At 67.5% G+C, this 15,674-nt stretch carries 15 protein-coding genes; 9 read left to right on the forward strand and 6 right to left on the reverse strand.

The annotated features are described in order from the left end of the window. Positions 1–53: 53 nt before the first annotated feature. Positions 54–797 (reverse strand): YcnI family copper-binding membrane protein, encoded by a 744-nt coding sequence (locus AC1DNG_RS19920; protein WP_476851858.1) that lies wholly within the window; start codon positions 795–797, stop codon positions 54–56. A 119-nt stretch (positions 798–916) separates the two neighbouring features. After that, positions 917–1,537, reverse strand: coding sequence for a hypothetical protein (locus AC1DNG_RS19925; RefSeq protein ID WP_476851859.1), 621 nt, complete (start codon positions 1,535–1,537; stop codon positions 917–919). A gap of 397 nt (positions 1,538–1,934) precedes the next feature. On the opposite strand from AC1DNG_RS19925, the gene AC1DNG_RS19930 reads away from it, so the two are divergent. Continuing rightward, positions 1,935–2,231 carry a type II toxin-antitoxin system Y4mF family antitoxin gene (locus AC1DNG_RS19930; protein ID WP_223914978.1) on the forward strand — a complete coding sequence of 99 codons (297 nt, stop codon included), beginning with the start codon at positions 1,935–1,937 and terminating at the stop codon, positions 2,229–2,231. Then, positions 2,228–3,526, forward strand: coding sequence for a type II toxin-antitoxin system HipA family toxin (locus AC1DNG_RS19935; RefSeq protein ID WP_476858090.1), 1,299 nt, complete (start codon positions 2,228–2,230; stop codon positions 3,524–3,526). Before AC1DNG_RS19930 ends, AC1DNG_RS19935 begins: the two co-directional genes overlap by 4 nt. A 61-nt stretch (positions 3,527–3,587) precedes the next feature. Here AC1DNG_RS19935 and AC1DNG_RS19940 read toward each other — a convergent pair whose 3' ends face one another. After that, positions 3,588–4,205 (reverse strand): uracil-DNA glycosylase family protein, encoded by a 618-nt coding sequence (locus tag AC1DNG_RS19940; RefSeq protein ID WP_028276890.1) that lies wholly within the window; start codon positions 4,203–4,205, stop codon positions 3,588–3,590. 469 nt (positions 4,206–4,674) lie between these two features. Here AC1DNG_RS19940 and AC1DNG_RS19945 point away from each other — a divergent pair, with 469 nt between their 5' ends. Beyond that, positions 4,675–5,184 carry a hypothetical protein gene (locus AC1DNG_RS19945; RefSeq protein WP_476860455.1) on the forward strand — a complete coding sequence of 170 codons (510 nt, stop codon included), beginning with the start codon at positions 4,675–4,677 and terminating at the stop codon, positions 5,182–5,184. On the opposite strand, the gene AC1DNG_RS19950 is transcribed toward AC1DNG_RS19945, so the two are convergent. Both AC1DNG_RS19950 and AC1DNG_RS19955 read right to left on the reverse strand, forming a co-directional pair. Beyond that, entirely contained in the window at positions 5,171–6,787 is a 1,617-nt protein-coding gene (locus AC1DNG_RS19950) for an HNH endonuclease (RefSeq protein ID WP_476888081.1), read from the reverse strand. The genes AC1DNG_RS19945 and AC1DNG_RS19950 overlap by 14 nt on opposite strands. Positions 6,788–6,790: 3 nt before the next feature. Next, positions 6,791–7,135, reverse strand: coding sequence for a hypothetical protein (locus AC1DNG_RS19955; protein ID WP_230007308.1), 345 nt, complete (start codon positions 7,133–7,135; stop codon positions 6,791–6,793). A gap of 230 nt (positions 7,136–7,365) precedes the next feature. Here AC1DNG_RS19955 and AC1DNG_RS19960 point away from each other — a divergent pair, with 230 nt between their 5' ends. Next, positions 7,366–9,090, forward strand: coding sequence for a serine hydrolase (locus AC1DNG_RS19960; RefSeq protein ID WP_476888082.1), 1,725 nt, complete (start codon positions 7,366–7,368; stop codon positions 9,088–9,090). Positions 9,091–9,162: 72 nt separating this feature from the next. Next, the gene (locus AC1DNG_RS19965; RefSeq protein WP_476888083.1) at positions 9,163–9,672 is read left to right on the forward strand and encodes a hypothetical protein; all 510 of its coding nucleotides are present in this window, start codon (positions 9,163–9,165) and stop codon (positions 9,670–9,672) included. On the opposite strand, the gene AC1DNG_RS19970 is transcribed toward AC1DNG_RS19965, so the two are convergent. Continuing rightward, positions 9,669–11,198, reverse strand: a complete 1,530-nt coding sequence (locus AC1DNG_RS19970; RefSeq protein WP_476888084.1) for an amidohydrolase — start codon at positions 11,196–11,198, stop codon at positions 9,669–9,671. The two genes, AC1DNG_RS19965 and AC1DNG_RS19970, sit on opposite strands and share 4 nt — an antisense overlap. 246 nt (positions 11,199–11,444) lie before the next feature. On the opposite strand from AC1DNG_RS19970, the gene AC1DNG_RS19975 reads away from it, so the two are divergent. The 4 genes from AC1DNG_RS19975 to AC1DNG_RS19990 all read left to right on the forward strand — a co-directional run bounded on the left by AC1DNG_RS19975 (position 11,445) and on the right by AC1DNG_RS19990 (position 15,580). Beyond that, positions 11,445–11,780, forward strand: a complete 336-nt coding sequence (locus AC1DNG_RS19975; protein WP_028276886.1) for a hypothetical protein — start codon at positions 11,445–11,447, stop codon at positions 11,778–11,780. Further along, positions 11,777–12,832, forward strand: coding sequence for a zinc-dependent alcohol dehydrogenase family protein (locus AC1DNG_RS19980; protein ID WP_079555420.1), 1,056 nt, complete (start codon positions 11,777–11,779; stop codon positions 12,830–12,832). The genes AC1DNG_RS19975 and AC1DNG_RS19980 overlap by 4 nt, the downstream gene beginning before the upstream one ends. 155 nt (positions 12,833–12,987) lie before the next feature. Next, on the forward strand, positions 12,988–14,709 hold the full coding sequence (locus AC1DNG_RS19985; protein ID WP_476888085.1) for a DUF4389 domain-containing protein: 1,722 nt from the start codon (positions 12,988–12,990) through the stop codon (positions 14,707–14,709). Between the two features lie 91 nt (positions 14,710–14,800). Then, positions 14,801–15,580, forward strand: a complete 780-nt coding sequence (locus AC1DNG_RS19990; protein ID WP_476851716.1) for an SDR family NAD(P)-dependent oxidoreductase — start codon at positions 14,801–14,803, stop codon at positions 15,578–15,580. Positions 15,581–15,674: the final 94 nt, after the last annotated feature.

Genomic DNA, 15,674 nt, shown 5'->3' on the forward strand with positions numbered 1-15,674 from the left:
AGTTCCGGCGGCGGCCTACTTGCCTGGGTTTGTGTCCGGGCTGCTGGCCGGGACTACTGGACCTTGGACGGGCGGGTGCGGACCAGCGCGGTGACGCCCGCGGCCAGTCCGATCAGCCCTGCGGCCAGCCCGATCCAGCCGGCGGCGGATCCGCCGTCACTGGACATGCCCGCTGCCGCTGCCGGGGGCGCCGAGGGTGCGGTCGTCGTGGCTGCGGCGGGGACGGCTGCGCCGTGGGCGTCGGCGTCCTTGGCCGTGGTCACGAAGGAGGGTGCCGGGTGCCCGGGTTCGGCCTGGCCCTCGACCGTCTTCTCGTCCCACTTGACGACGGTTCCATCGGTGTAGGTCTGGGCCGTCGGCAGCGTCACCGTGGTTCCCGCGTCCGGCAGGACGCCGACGGACAGTGAGAAGGCCTGGTACTCGTCCGGTCCGATCTGGTGGGCCTCGTCCGCGGTCCAGACCACGGAACTCGGGGCCTTGGTGACCGTGGCGCCGGCGATCGTGATCGGCTTCGGCAGGTCGCTCGTGGTGATGACGGCCTTCCAGCCCTCGACAGGCTTCACCGACACCGAAGTGAACGGGGTGTCCGTGGGCAGCGTGACTTCGAGTTTGCTGGTCTTGGCCGACTCGGACTCGCTGGGGACATTGAACGTCAGGTGGCTGTAGCCGCCCGCGGCCGGATCATCGGTGTCGACGTGGACGTGGGCGGAGGCGGCTGCTGCGCCGGCGGCGAGCAGGCCCGCGGTCATCGTGGCGGCAGCGGCGGTTTTGAGGGTACGGCGAAGGGGGGACTTCATGGCAAGGGTGCCTTTCACTAACAAATATCAGGTGGGGAGCCGTCCGGTGCGTTGTCCTTCCGGCGGTAGCAGTGGGGTGGCCACCTGCTGTCCCCGTCCATATGTGAAAGGGATTTATGTCAGGCGGCGGGCGACAGCTCCGGAGGTCCGCGCCTGGCCGGCAGGCGAAGGCCAGCCCGGGCTTTGGGGAGGACCAGGTTGACCGCGCGGGGGCGGGGGACGCGCAGGGGCGCGGCGGCGGAGGGCTGGGGCAGCTGCACGAGTGGGCGCAGCCAGGAAGCAAGTGCGGACAGAGCCTGCTCGCTGCGGGCGAGCAACAGTGCCGTGCCGAGCGTCGCCATCGCGTGTGCGGCGAACATGGCTCCGCCCATGTCGGCCGCCGAAACCGCCATGGAAGGGTCGGGCATCGCCGGGGCAATGGCAGCCGCCGAATGGCCCGGATGGCCCGGATGACCCGCAGCCATTCGGGCCTGGAGGGCCGCTGGCGCCCCTGAGGACAAGGCGCCGAAGGACCAGTGCAGCCACAGTTGCCCTACGCCGAGCAGGCCGGCCAGGGCCGGAAAGGACAGTCGGACGCGGGTCAGTACGGCCACGGGGACCATCGCCACGGCACACAACGCCGTCACGATCGCCGGCTCGGGCAGACGTCCGCCGCCAGCCAGGTGGCCGCCGGCTGCCAGCGCCACGATGATGGATCCGATCAGACCTGTGCGGAACAGCCGGAAGGGAGCGCGCGTCATCGTGTGCAGTCCTTTCCGGATTCCGTGGGGTCTGGTTGTCGCTTAAGTCCCTTAAATCTTACGGGCCGTTGTGACCCGCCACGCCCGCGCGCGGCTGAACCGCCCAATCTGTGGCGGCAGGGCTGCGCCAGCCGTGCAGTGATGGCGGGTGCCTTCGGTCGCCGGCAGTTGCCCCTGCCTGCCCAGTGCGCCGGTACGTACGTGCCGTTATAGCCCTGTGCAGGCATCTTGCCCCGTCCTATACTGGAAATGCCTGCAAAGCGGCACGTTCGTACCGCCAGGGTTCGGACCCGCAGGGTTCGATCCCACAGGTTGGTACGCACACAGGTTCGATCCCGCAGGTTCGTACGCACGAACGCCGGACCCTCGGACGTATCTTGATCAACGGGAGGTGGCCATGGGGAACGCATTTCCGGGCGAACTCGCTGCCGAGGCCCGGGCCCGGCGCGGGTCGCTCCGCCTGAGCCAGCGTGAGCTGGCCGAACTGGCCGGAGTCTCAGAGCGCTTCGTCCGGTTCGTCGAACAGGGAAAACGCACGGTGCAGCTGGACTCCCTGCTGGCGCTCCTGGACACGCTGGGGCTGGAACTCCGGGTCCAGACCCGGACCAGCGCCGCAGCCCGTGCCCTCGCAGGCCCGGTGGCCGGCCTGCGGGCCGACGGTGAACTGCGGGACGGGCCGGAAGCCCGGCCATGAGGCACCGGATCGCGGATATCTACAAGGCCGGCGTGCTGGCGGCCCGGCTGGAGCGGCACGACGGCGGCACCAGGTTCAGCTACCTGCCGGCCTATCTGGCGTCCGGGGGCCCCGCCGTCGCGAGCTCCCTGCCGCTAACGCCGGAACCTGTACTGTCCGCGGCGGGGGCAGCCCCGCCGTATTTCACCGGGCTTCTGCCGGAGGGCCGGCGGCTGAATGCGTTGCGCCGTTCCATCAAGACCAGCGTGGATGATGAGCTGTCCTTGCTCATCGCGGCCGGTGCCAACCCGGTGGGTGACGTGCAGATCGTCGGCCACGGCGAGAAGCTGGACCCGGACGAGCACGCCGTCGAGCTTGACCCCGCAACGCCCGTGGATTTCGAGGCCCTGCTGGGCGACTCCGGGCTGATCGACCCGGTGGCCCTGGCGGGGGTGCAGGACAAGCTGTCCGCTGGAATGATCTCCATGCCGGTGGCCAGCGCCGGCCGGCGCTACATCCTCAAACTCAACGCGCCCGAGTTCCCGCACGTCGTCGAAAACGAGTACGCGATGTTCCGGTACGCGGCGCGGCTGCGGATCCCTCTGAGCCGGGTCCAGCTGATCCGCGACGTCGCCGGGCGGCCCGGGTTGCTCGTGGAACGCTTCGACCGGGTGCCTTTAGCCAGTGGCACTGTGGCCAGTGGCACAGTATCCGGTGGGCCTGTCGCCGGCGTGTCGGGGCCCAAGGCGGCGGCCAGGTCGCCGCGGGCCGTGCAGCGGCTCGCCGTCGAGGACGGTGCGCAGGTGCTGGGCCTCTACCCGGCCGACAAGTACAACGTGGGATACGGGCAGGTGTGCCATGCGCTTGCGGCGTATTGCGCGGCTCCGCTGCCCGCGGTGCGGAACTTGGCCCTCCAGGCGGCATTTGCGTGGCTGACGGGCAACGGCGACCTGCACGCGAAGAACGTTTCCATGGTGCAGCAGCCGGCCGGAGAGTGGTCCATCGCGCCGGTATACGACATCCCGTCCACGGTCGTCTACGGGGACAAGACACTCGCCCTGACCCTGGACGGCAAGCGCACAGGGATTTCCCGGAAGCACTTCCTGGGCTGGGCCGCGGGGATGGGGCTGACTGAACGTGCCGCCGTCCAGGTGCTGGAACTGGCGCTGAAGGCCTCGGAACCGCTGCTGGTGGACCTTCAGGCGGGCACGGCGTTCCGCTCCATGTCCGACGACGGCGCCTCGCCGTTTTCAGCGATGGTCACCCGCGACTGGGTCAAGGAACTCAAACACCGGCGCAGGCTGCTGGCCGGGTGATGCCGCCGGCGCCGGCTCGGCTTGCGCCGGATGCCGTTGCCGGACGGGGTTGCGTGGAGCCTCAGAGGTGCTGGATGCCCGCCCGCTGCATGGCGTCTTTGTAGACCTCGACGTTCTTGGCGAGGAGCTCTTCCTGCTTGGCCGGAGATACCGCGAAGGCGCGGCCGCCAAGTGCGGTGGCCTTGTAGATCTTGACACCATGATTCTTCAGCGAGGAATGGTAGGTCTTCTCGAAAAGCGTCAGGAAGGAGTGGGCGTCCGCGCCGTGCGCAATAACGGCCGAGACGCGCTTGTTGATCTTGAGGAACTGGCGGAAGGGCCGGAGGCCGTCCGTCTTCTCCTGGACGTTCAGGGCCGAGGATGCCTCCGGATCGCGGATCCACGGGTAGGCGTTCCACGGCATCACATAGCGGGGGTCCAGCTCTGCGGCCTCGTAGATGGAGGTGGCGCGGCGGGCGGCTTCATCGTCGTTGAAGTGCGAGACAAAGCCCGATTCGGTGCCCTTGCCCGGGCTGATATGCAGGCTGACGATCCGGCATTCGTCCTCGTCGTGGATGGGGTCGATGTACGGGACCACGGATCCAGGCTTCTTTTCCATGAGTTCGTCACACAGCTGCGTCACGGCGGCGATGTTCGGCTCCTGCAGCAGGGTCTTCTTTTCGTCCCAGTCAATCGTCACGATTTCTCCCTCAGCACTTGGCGTCCAGAATCAGGCGGCTTCCTCCACTCTACGCTTTCGCGGCAGGGGGTGTTTCGGCCGGGACCTATTCGGCCGGGGCTGCGCGGGGGTTTGCCCTGAGTCAACGGCCCTCTGGTGACGGCCGTGAGGCGGGCGTAGGCTTAAAGCGCCTGCAGGTAACCATCTGATGACTCCGGGTTGTTCGGGACACGGAAGTGTCCGAGCCGTCTCTTAGCGAGATCGCGAAGGTACCTGCAGGCCTGACGTCCGCCGCCGCCCAGGTGGTCGGGCGCTTTTCTTTGCCGCTGACATGCTGGATGCGATGAAGCGTGGCGGAGCCGAGGGCAAGAGCCGCGAATGGGACCGGTCGTTTTGCAACGGGCAGCGGAACCCGAAGCCAAGAAGGCCCGTTTATCGAATTCCGTGGTTAGTGAGCCGTGCGCCGAGGAGTTTCTGCGAAAGTAGCGTCATGGACTTCGATATGCAGACGCTCACCGCCGCTGGCTTTACCGGTTTCCGGTCGTTCGCCGAACTCGAGCTCAATGAGATCCCGCAGGCCCCCGGTATCTACGTCGTCCTGATGCCGGAGGGCTTTACGCCCCGGTTTCTGGCGGGAAGCGCCGGAGGTCACTTCAAGGGCAAGGATCCTTCTCTTCCTCAGGCCGTCTTGTCTGCCGAATGGGTAGCCGGGGCTGAGGTCCTCTATATCGGCAAGGCGGGCGGGGGGAAGACGGGTAAGCGCGGCCTTCGCAAGAGGATCCGGGAAATGTCTGACTTCGGACGCGGTGTCCCGGTGGGCCACTGGGGTGGCAGGCTTCTGTGGCAACTCGCAGATTCGCAGGCCTTGATGGTTGCTTGGAAGGAACTGCCCCCGGAACTAGTGAACGCAGCGGAAGCACGTTATCAGCAGGATTTTCGTGCGTTCCACGGCCGGCTGCCGTTCGCCAACCTTGCTCAGGCCCGCATCACAGCGCACTAAGCCAGGCCAGCTTCAGGTGGTTGTTTCCGGCCGCTGCCGCTGCCGCTGCGGCAAGCCTCGCGCGCTTGGGCGCCATGGCGACGTACCGGAGTTTGCGCCGGTGGAGCGATGTGGCCGTTGGGCGAAGCGGCGTGCCCGGCAGGGGTGGCGCTGTGGAGTAGTAGCTGTGGCCTGTCGGTGTCGTCAGCTGGAGCGTGTGGCGGGGGCCGGGTGCGGGGCGTGCTTTCCAGCCGGGGGTTTCTTTGGTGTGGTTGCAGGCTTCGCAAAGTCCGGCGGCGTTGTCCGTGGTGGTCGGGCCGCCGGTGTGCCAGGGAATGATGTGGTCCAGGTGGCGGATGGGCGCGTCGCAGTACGGGGTCCGGCAGGTATCGTCTCTGGCCTGGATGAAGCGGCGGTGCCCGGGCGGGAAGAGCCGGGCGCGGGAGTCCACCCCCACGAGCTCGCCGCTCCCGGGGTGGGTGTAGAGCCGCCGGAGCCAGAGGTTGAACGCGGGGTCATCGCCGCTCCCTCCGGTGCCACCCGGTCCAGGGCGACCACTGTGCCCCGGACCGCCGGACTGGCCGTCACCGTTTCTGTCCGTGTTTCTGTCCGTGTTTGGGGCCGCGGCGCCGGGTGCAGGGGGACCACTGTATCCCGGGGGACGGCCGGGTCCGGGGGGACGGCCGCCTTCACCTCTGTGTGCACCCCTTGTGCCGTTGATGAGGGTGCGGGCCCAGCCGGCGGGGACGGTCCCGTAGCCGGGCAGGACGGCCGGTTCGGAGTCTCCCTGGAAGAGGGTGCGGTCGGTGATGACGAGCTGGATCTCGACCCCGGTGATCCCGCCCGGGGTGCCGGTGGTGCGTTCGACCAGGGCATCGGCCATCAGCTGCCCGCGGCCCCTCGGGTCCCCGGCGGCACGGAGGGTGTCGGCGTGCCCGCTCAACGCCTTGTAGACGGCGACGCCGGCGGTCACGGGCAGCAGCGCGGTCAGGCAGGTCATCGCATCGGGGGCCGGGCGGAGACTGACACGCCGCTCACTGGCGGCGTGGGCGGCGCGTTCGGTGACGGAGCGGGGGTCACGCCGGTACGCGGCGGTGCGGGCCGCGGCGACCAGGGACCGGTCACCGGCCCCGGCGAACGTCCCGGCGTCGGGCGCCAATTCCTCGTCGACGGCGGCCCGGTCGGCGGCGGTCAGGCAGGCGGTTTCGCGTACGAGCAGGGTGGCGCGCCATTCGTTCAGCTGCCCGGTTTCCAGGGCGGTGAGGGTGTGCGGCATCTCGGTCACGAGGGCTTTGGCCAGGCCCAGGAGCCGGCCGCCCCTGGCGGGGGATTCGTGCCGGGCCAGGGCGATCTGCGCGCCGATCCCGGCGCCGAGATTCTCGGGCGGGACCCCGAGCCGGGCTTGTTCGCGGCGTTGGAGCAAGTCGAAGGCCACGGCGTGCCGGGCCTGCCGGGCTGCCATGGCGGACTTCAGGTCCTCCAGGTCCCGGATCTCGTCGATCAGTGCGGCAGCGCTGTCCGGGGCCGGGAGGAAGGCCAGGATCCGGGCCAGTTCAGCGACGGTCCCCGCAGTTGCCGGTGCCGGGTCTGCCGGAATCGTCTCGGGCCCCTGATTGCCGTCCATGAGTTAAGTGTCCCTGCGGGCTATGACATTTATGGCCCTCCGGAGCCGTTCCACCGCTTCGGAAGCCATCGGCGACCTTCCAGATCCCAATGTCACTCCCGAAACGCTGCCCAGGAAAACGTCGAGCTGAAGACGCGTCCGCAACGCGTCGAGCGCAGAGTGAAACTCGTCAAGCCGTCGGTATTGCTCGATCATCCCGGCGCAATCTTCGGCCTGACGCAGGTCCCGGAGTACGCGGGAGCAGAATGCGAGCAAATCCTGGACGCCGCCGTCACTGCTCCCGGCGCGGCCGAGGCCGTAGTCGCCGTCTCCCGCCGGAACCACTTCGGGCCCCTGATTGCCGTCCATGAATCCAGTCTCCTCCGGGGATCGGACATTAATAGGGCAACCAGAAGGAGGCCGCGAGGTTAGCGGGATTGGTGGGATTCGTTGGCGGTTGTGGAGGTGTGGCCCCGAGATCCCGGCGTCCGAGGACCCACACCCGAGCGCACCGCCCCTGTCTCAAAAACGGGCACGGGTCCATCATGGGAGAGGGCGTTAGCTCTGCGCCCCAGGCGGAACCGGGCGGAGGATTGTCCATGAACCAGAGGGAATCTATCGCGACGAGTATCAGCTCGCTGCCTTCGGACCGCCGCTCGTTACTTAAAGCCGTCGGCGTCGGCGCCGCGGGTATAGCGGGCATGCCGCTGCTGGCCGCCTGCACGGCCCAAAGTGCCCCCGCCGGTACCGGAAGCAGTGCCTCCGGCGGCTCCGGTGCGCCGTCGGCGTCTCTGCTTCCGGCGCCGGAACCGCAGGTCAAACCGCTCCTGGACCAACAGAAGGTCAACGCCGCCTTGGCAAAGCTGGACGGGATGGTCCAGGGCGTGATGGAGAGTACCGGTGTTCCCGGAGTCGCCGTGGCCGTGGTCTACCAAGACCAAATGGTGTACGCCAAGGGCTTCGGCGTGCGGGAATCGGGCCGGCCCGAGACAGTGGACGCGGATACCGTTTTTCAATTGGCCTCGGTGTCCAAACCCTTGGCCTCCACGGTGGCGGCCGTGGCCGTGGGCCGCAAGGCCATCTCCTGGACGGAACCGGTGATCAACCACACCCCCGGCTTCGCCCTGAAAGACCCCTACGTCACGCGGAACGCCACGGCGGCCGACCTGTTGTCACATCAAGGCGGCCTCAGTACGGGGGCGGGCGATCTGTTGGAAGACCTCGGATTCGACCAGTCCTATATTCTCAGCCACCTCAACCAGCAGCCGCTGGACTCCTTCCGGTCGAGCTACAACTACAGCAACTTCGGCTACACGGCTGGTGCGCAGGCTGTCGCCGATGCCATGAACAAACCCTGGGCAGACCTCGCCGAAGAAGTCTTGTTCAAGCCCCTGGGCATGTCATCCACGAGCTATCGCCACGCGGACTACCAAAAGGCAACGAACAAGGCACTGATCCACGTCCCAGCCGGTAACAAGACCTGGGTGGCCAAATACACCCGGGATGCCGACGCCGAAGCACCCGCCGGCGGGGCCAGTTCCTCCGTGCGCGACCTGGCGCGCTGGATCCGCCTGCAGCTCGCCAACGGCAGCTTTGAGGGAAGCAAGGTCATCGATCCGGACGCGCTTGGTGTCACGCATGTCCCGCACGCCGTGTCGGGCCCACCGGCGACGCCGGGCGCCCGCACCCGCTTCTACGGCTTGGGCTGGAACGTCTCCTACGACGACCACGCCCGGCTCATGCTCGGGCACTCGGGGGCCTTCAACCTTGGTGCCGCGACCGCCGTCTCACTGCTCCCCGGCGAGCAGCTGGGCATTGTGGCCCTGACCAATGGCCGGCCGCAGGGCATCCCCGAAGCGATCTGCGCCGCATTCCTGGACACGGCCCAGAACGGCGCCCCGACAGTGGACTGGATCGGATTCACCTCGGGCGTCTTCCAGAAGATCGATGAGTCGGAGAAGCCAAAAGTTGACTATTCCAAGGCACCGGCCCAGGCCAAACCGGCGCAGGGCAACAATTTCTACATCGGCAGTTACGCGAACTCCTACTACGGCCCGCTCACCGTCGCGGTGGAGAACGGCGTGCTGACCCTTGAGCTGGGCCCGGCCGGCAGGACCACCAAGTTCCCGCTCACTCATTTTGACGGCGACACCTTCAGCTTTGAATCAATCGGCGAGAACGCCAACGGTCTTGCCGGGGCAATCTTCGCCCCCGGCGCGGACGCAGCCCCTGGTGCGGACGCCGCAGCCGGAGGCGGCACGGCTTCGAGCGTCAGGCTCGATTTCTACGATCAGACCGGGCTGGGCACCTTCACCCGCGGCTGAGCCCGGACTTCAGTGAGTGAGCTTCTTCCGTAAGCTTCAAAGGAACGCCACGAGCCCCGATCCAAGGAACCCATGCCCATCAACACACAGTCGCTGAAACAGGACGGCTTCACCGGTTTCCGGCCGCTCCGGGACCTTGACATCAACCGGATCCCGCAGAAGCCCGGGATCTTCGCGGTACTGCGGCCCGAGGGCTTCCGGCCCCAGTTCCTGGCCAGGAGCACCGCCGGCATCTTCAAGAAGAAGAACCCCACCCTCAAGACGGACTCTCTCGACGCCGAATGGGTGGACGGCGCCGATGTCCTCTTCGTGGGCAAAGCCGGCCCCGGAAGCAAGGGCAACCGCGGACTGCGCCGGCAAATCCAGGAATTCGTCGATTTCGGCGAAGGCAAGCCGCCGGGCCACTGGGACGGGCGGCTCATCTGGCAGCTCGCCGTGCCCGGGTCCCTGATCATCGCGTGGAAAGAGTTGCCCGTTGAGCAACTCAACGCGGCCGAAGCCCGGTACCATGCCGCATTCATCGAAGTATACGGCCGCCTGCCGTACGCCAACTTAGTCCAGGCCCGCGTCAAAGGTGCTTAGCCGCCGTACGTGAACCGTCCCCCCACTAACGTGGCGGCCACCGGCATGGCCGCAAAATCCGCATCCGACACGGTCAGGGGGTCAGCGTCGAGCACTGCAATATCGGCGGGGTCCCCGACCCGGAGACGGCCGCGACCGCGGGTCGAGGCCGCGAGGGCCTCCTGCCGTGTGAGAGCCTGCTCGGCATGCCACGGCCCGCGGCCATCCAGCCGGTCCCGCGCCGTGGCAGCGGACATGGCAATCCACGGATCCAGGGGGGCCACCGGAGCGTCCGAGCCCAAGGCGAGAGTCGCCCCGGCGGTCAGCAATGAACGGAGCGGGAAGGACCGGTCCGTGCGCCCCGGCCAGTTCGCCTCGGCGGCGTCCCGGTCATCGAGGGCATGCGCAGGCTGGACGCTCGCGGTCACGCCCAACCGGCCGAAGCGGGCGAAATCCTCGCTCCGGACAAACTGGGCATGCTCCACCCGTCCGGCGAGGCCCGCCGCCTCAAACGCATCCAAGGCGACTTGGTTGGCCGCGTCGCCGATTGCGTGGACCGCCGGCACAAAACCCGCCTGCCGGGCCCGGACCAACAGGGCGAGCAGCTCCGCCTCGCTCACGGTAAGCAGCCCGTGGCCGCCGTTCGGATACGGGTCCACGCAATACGCTGTGCGGGTATTGAGCGAGCCGTCGATCAGCACTTTCAGGGGGCCCACGCTGAGCAGCCCGCCACTGCCGGCCACCGCCAAACCTGTCCGCAGCCCCTCTGCCACGGCCCGGTCCAGGTCCTGCGGATAGACGCCCGCTTCAACCCGCAGGGCAGCGAAGCCGCCGGAGATCCTCCGCAGCCAGGCGTCGCGGTTCCACGTCATCTCGAAGTCCACGATCCCGACCACGCCCCGCGCGGCCGCAGCCTGACCTGCCTGCCGCACCCACGGATCCACCACCGCGTCCGGCAGCTGGCCAAGCTCCCGGGTCACGGCGAACGCCGGTTCTTCCCGGAGCAGGCCGCCCGCATCCACCGGCATTCCGTACTGTTGGGCCGCTGCGGAGTTGAGCCAGACACAGTGGAGGTCGTGGCTGATCAGGGCCGTAGGCCGGCCGCGCGTCACGCCGTCCAGGAGGTCCAGGCTGGGCAGGTCATGCCAGATGGCGTCGCGGAAACCGACGCCCACCAGCGTCTGGACGGGACCCGGAGCTCCGGCGCCGCTTCCGGTCCCGGTGCTAGTGTCCCCGGCGATATGGGCCCCGACGACGGCGGCCGCCTCGCGCGCCGAGCCGGCTCTGGAGAGGTCAAGCCGGTTGGAGGCCAGCGCCCACTGCGTCATATGAACGTGCTCATCCCACAGCCCAGGAATGACGTAGCGGCCCTCCAGATCCACCACCCGGGTTGCAGCGGGGAGCGCACCCGAGCCCGGGCGCGACGGGATGATCGCCGACACGGCCCCGGCGCGAAGATGAACGTCGAAGCATATTTCCTCCCCGGGGTGCCGCACGGAGGCCAGCACGAGATCCGGGGGTCGGCACGGATCGAGCGGATCAGACATAGGAACAGGCTAGGCGGGCGACGCCGCAGGACCCAACAGGCGCACACGGGACTTTCGCCCCTTACCTCTGCCACGAGCGCCCCCCAAGCTGAATGTGTGGGGAGGTTGCTGCACGGCCAGTTGGGGGACGTGTCGAGCGAAGAACCACTTCACGTAAACACGGCACGGGTCTCACCGCGAATTGGGGAAGGAAATGGCGTTTGCACTTTCCGGCTTCAGCAGGAAAAGGCAGGAGACCACGGCCACATGAGTATCCATCACCATTCGGGGGACCCTAAACTCAAGGTGCTCATCCGCCTGAACGCCGACGCCGAAACAGCTCGGATCGACGTGCATGGTGTGGTGACCGTGGCCAACGTGCGGGCACTGTACGTCGTTTGCCGCCGCGTCACAAGCAAGCTTCCCGGATTCGAACTCGTGCTCGACCTCGCCCATGCCCGGGTGTCGGCCGCCGCGATCGAGGAACTCCGTGAGCGTGCCCGCGCCTCGTTGCTGTATTCGGGAATCGATGGCACGGAGACTCCGTGCCGTCTGCGCCTCGTGGACCCGCTGGTCATCCTCAAAACCAAGGAGCACGTATGAAAGCCCTCGTCTATGGCGGTCCCGGGGAGAAATCGTGGACCGAGGTCCCCGATCCCACAATCCAGAATCCCAGCGATGTGATCGTCAAAGTGGACACCACCACCATCTGTGGGACCGATCTGCACATCCTCAAAGGCGACGTCCCCGCGGTGACCAAGGGCCGCATCCTGGGCCACGAAGGGGTCGGCACCATCACGGAGATCGGCGCCTCCGTGACCAGCCTCAAGGTCGGGGACCGCGTCATCATTTCGTGCATCAAGTCCTGCGGGCACTGCGCCAACTGCAAGACAGGCCTGTACTCCCATTGCCTGGGGGAGGAAGGAACCTCCGGCATCGGATGGGTATTCGGACATCTGATCGACGGCACGCAGGCCGAGTTCGTCCGCGTCCCCTATGCAGAGAACTCCCTGCACCTCCTGCCTGAGGGAGTCAGCGACCAGCAGGCCGTCATGCTCTCCGACATCCTCCCCACCGGCTTTGAGATCGGCGTGCAGTACGGCCGGGTCAAGCCCGGCGACACGGTCGCCGTCATCGGCGCGGGCCCCGTGGGACTTGCCGCGATCTCCACCGCCGGCCTCTACGGCGCCGCCACGATCATCGCCGTCGACCTCGACGCGAACCGGCTCGAGAAATCCCGCGAATTCGGAGCCACCGACGTGGTCCTCTCATCCGATGCCGACTGGAAGGAGCAGCTCATGCTCCTGACCGACGGGCAGGGTGTGGACGTGGCGATCGAGGCCGTGGGCGTCCCGGCGACCTTCACGATGTGCACCGACATCGTGCGTCCCGGCGGCACCGTGGCCAACGTGGGCGTGCACGGCAAAGCCGTGGAACTGCACGTCGAAGACCTCTGGATCCGGAACATCAACATCAGCATGGGCCTGGTGAATACCAACACCACCCCCATGCTGCTCAAGCTCGTGGCACAGCAAAAGATCCCCGCGGACAGTTTCGCCACCCACCACTTCACCTTTGACGAGTTCATGGAGGCGTACGACACTTTCGCCCGCGCCGCGGAGACGAAGGCCCTCAAAGTCGTGATCACGGCATGAACGCGCTCGTTGTCCTCCACGCCGGCAGTGCCGGCGCGATCGACGAAGCCAAGCCGTTCGTGATCCCGCTCGGGCGGTAGCGGCCCGGGCCGCCAGCTTCCGGAAGCCACGTCCGGCCGGGCGTGGCAAACGGACCATCTGAAAGGACGGCGGCCATGAAGGCAGGCCGGATTGTCATGCTGGTGATCGGCTCGCTGTGCGCGCTGGTCGGTTTGGGACTGTTGGCGGGCGCCGGCTTTGCGGGCTGGGTCAACTACCAACAACGTGACGGCAGGTACTTCATCACGCCGTCAGCGCCTTTCTCAGGCAATTCCTACGCGCTGACGACCCCCCGGCTGGACCTCATGACCGGCGGCGGCGTGGACGACGGCGTTCCGGTGGACATTGCGGGCAGCGTGCTGCTCCGCGGTTCCTCCACCGACCCCGGCAAGGAAATCTTCATCGGAATTGCCCCGCGGGCCGACGTCGCGACGTACCTGGCCGGTGTCCGGCGCACCGAAATCGTCGACGTCAGGTTCAACCCCTTCCGAGCGCAGTACCGCGAAGTGGCCGGCTCCCAAATCCCGTCCAATCCGGCGCAGCAGACCTTCTGGGCCGCGACTGCCACAGGCCCGGGGGAACAGGAACTGACCTGGGACCTCCGCTCCGGGTCCTGGGCAGTGGTGGTCATGAACGCCGACGCGACGTCTCCGGTGAGCGTGAATCTGCAGGCAGGGGCACGCACAGACCTGCTCCTGCCGGTGTTCATCGGTCTGCTGATCGGCGGGCTTGTGATGCTGCTGATCGGCGTGCCGCTGATAGTGCTGGGCGCCGTTGGACTCGGCCGTGGCGGCCCGGGCCAAGGCGGGACGGGCAGCGGTGTCCCTCCCGGGCACTTGCCGGCCCAGCCCGGCCAGCCGTATCCCGCGGGTCCCTACCCGCCCAGGGCCACCCCCGGCCAGCAGAACAGTGCGGCCCCGCCGGGTGCCGTGGCGGCCTATGCTGCCCCGCCGGGGACTCCGTATCCGGTGGCGCCGGGTGCTACGACCCCGTATGTGTACCCCGCCCGCCTCCACGGCTACCTCGACCCGAACCTGTCACGGTGGATGTGGCTCGTGAAGTGGTTCCTGGCCATCCCGCACTTCATCGTCCTGTTTATCCTCTGGTTCGCCTTCGGAGTGGTCACGATTGTGGCGTGGTTCGCGATCCTGTTCACGGCGCGCTACCCGCGCTCGCTGTTCAATTTCAGTGTCGGTGTGATCCGCTGGAACTGGCGTGTGGCCTTCTACGCGTTCAGCGCGATCGGCACGGATGTCTATCCCCCCTTCACCCTGGCCCGCACCGATTACCCGGCGGACTTCGACGTCGATTATCCCGAACGGCTGTCCCGCGGCCTGGTGCTGGTGAAGTCCTGGCTGCTGGCCATTCCACATCTGCTGCTTATCAGCCTGCTGACGGGGACCGCGAGGACGTGGGAGTACCGGGACGGCGAGTGGGTGCAGCAAGGTGTGGGCATCTCCCTCCTGGGGCTGCTGGTCCTCATCGCCGGCGTGATCCTGCTGTTCACGGGCCAATACCAGCGGGGGCTCTTCGACCTCCTGCTTGGCCTGAACCGCTGGATCTACCGCGTTATCGCCTACGTTGCCCTCATGCGGGACGAATATCCGCCGTTCCACCTTGATATGGGTCCGGTCGATCCGGGCGAGCTGCCGGTGCCTGCATACGCCGGACCCGCGCTCGGAACCGGAGGGCCCGCCCCCGGACCCGCTGCCGGACCCGTCGGGCCCGGACCCGCTGCCGGACCCGTCGGGCCCGGACCCGCCCCCGGACCAGGACCCGGGCCCGCGCCCGGACCCGGAGGACCAGCCACCGGACCCGGAGGGCCGCCCAGAAGCTAATGCCGCGCTGCGCCCGGTCCTCTTGCCACCCGCCCTCCGCAAGAACATAGTTGAGGGAATTCACGTACTCCGCGGCACTAGGCAGGCGACCATGGTGAACATCGGGATTCCGGAAAACGGCATGCTTCACGGCAAGACCGCCCTGATCTATGGCGGCGGCGGGGCGGTCGGCGGGGCGGTGGCAAGGGCTTTCGCGGCCGACGGCGCCACAGTGCACATTGCCGGAAGGACGGAATCGCGGCTGGAAAAAGTAGCCAATGACATTCGCGAGGCGGGCGGCACAGCCGAAACCGCCGTCGTCGACGCCCTGGACGAAGAGCAAGTGGATGCCTTCGTAAGCCGGGTGGCGAAGAAGAGCAAGAGGATCGACATCTCCTTCAACGTGATCTCATTCGGCGACATCCAGCAGCCACTCATGGAGATCGATGTGGATGACTTCACCCAGCCCATCACCCTGGCCGCGCGGACGCACTTCCTGACCACCCGCGCGGCCGCCGCCTACATGGTCAAGCAACGCTCCGGCGTCGTGCTCATGTTCGGCGGCTCGGGCCCCCAGACGATCCCCGGCCTGGGCGGTTTCAAGGTGGCGCTCGACGCGATGGAAGGACTGCGCCGGCAATGGGCCCTGGAACTGGGAAAACACGGCATCAGGGTGGTCACCATGGTCACCGGCGGCATTATCGAAACCATCCCGTGGCAGGCCGAGGGCCGCGAAGAGATCGTAGTGGAGATTGCCAGGGCCGCGCATTTGAACCGGACGGCCACGCTGACGGACGTCGGTAACGTGGCCTCCTTCATCGTCTCGGACAAGGCGGCGGCCATCACGGACGCGACCGTCAACATCTCCGCCGGCGCGATCGTGGACTACTGACGCCTTCGATCCGTCGTCCGCCTCGGCGGACAAGGTCAAGGTGCTCACCGGCTACGAGGGATGCTGAGGCCTGCCCCGGGCGCCCGGCCAGGCA

The organism is Arthrobacter sp. 01T425 (assembly GCF_056398725.1).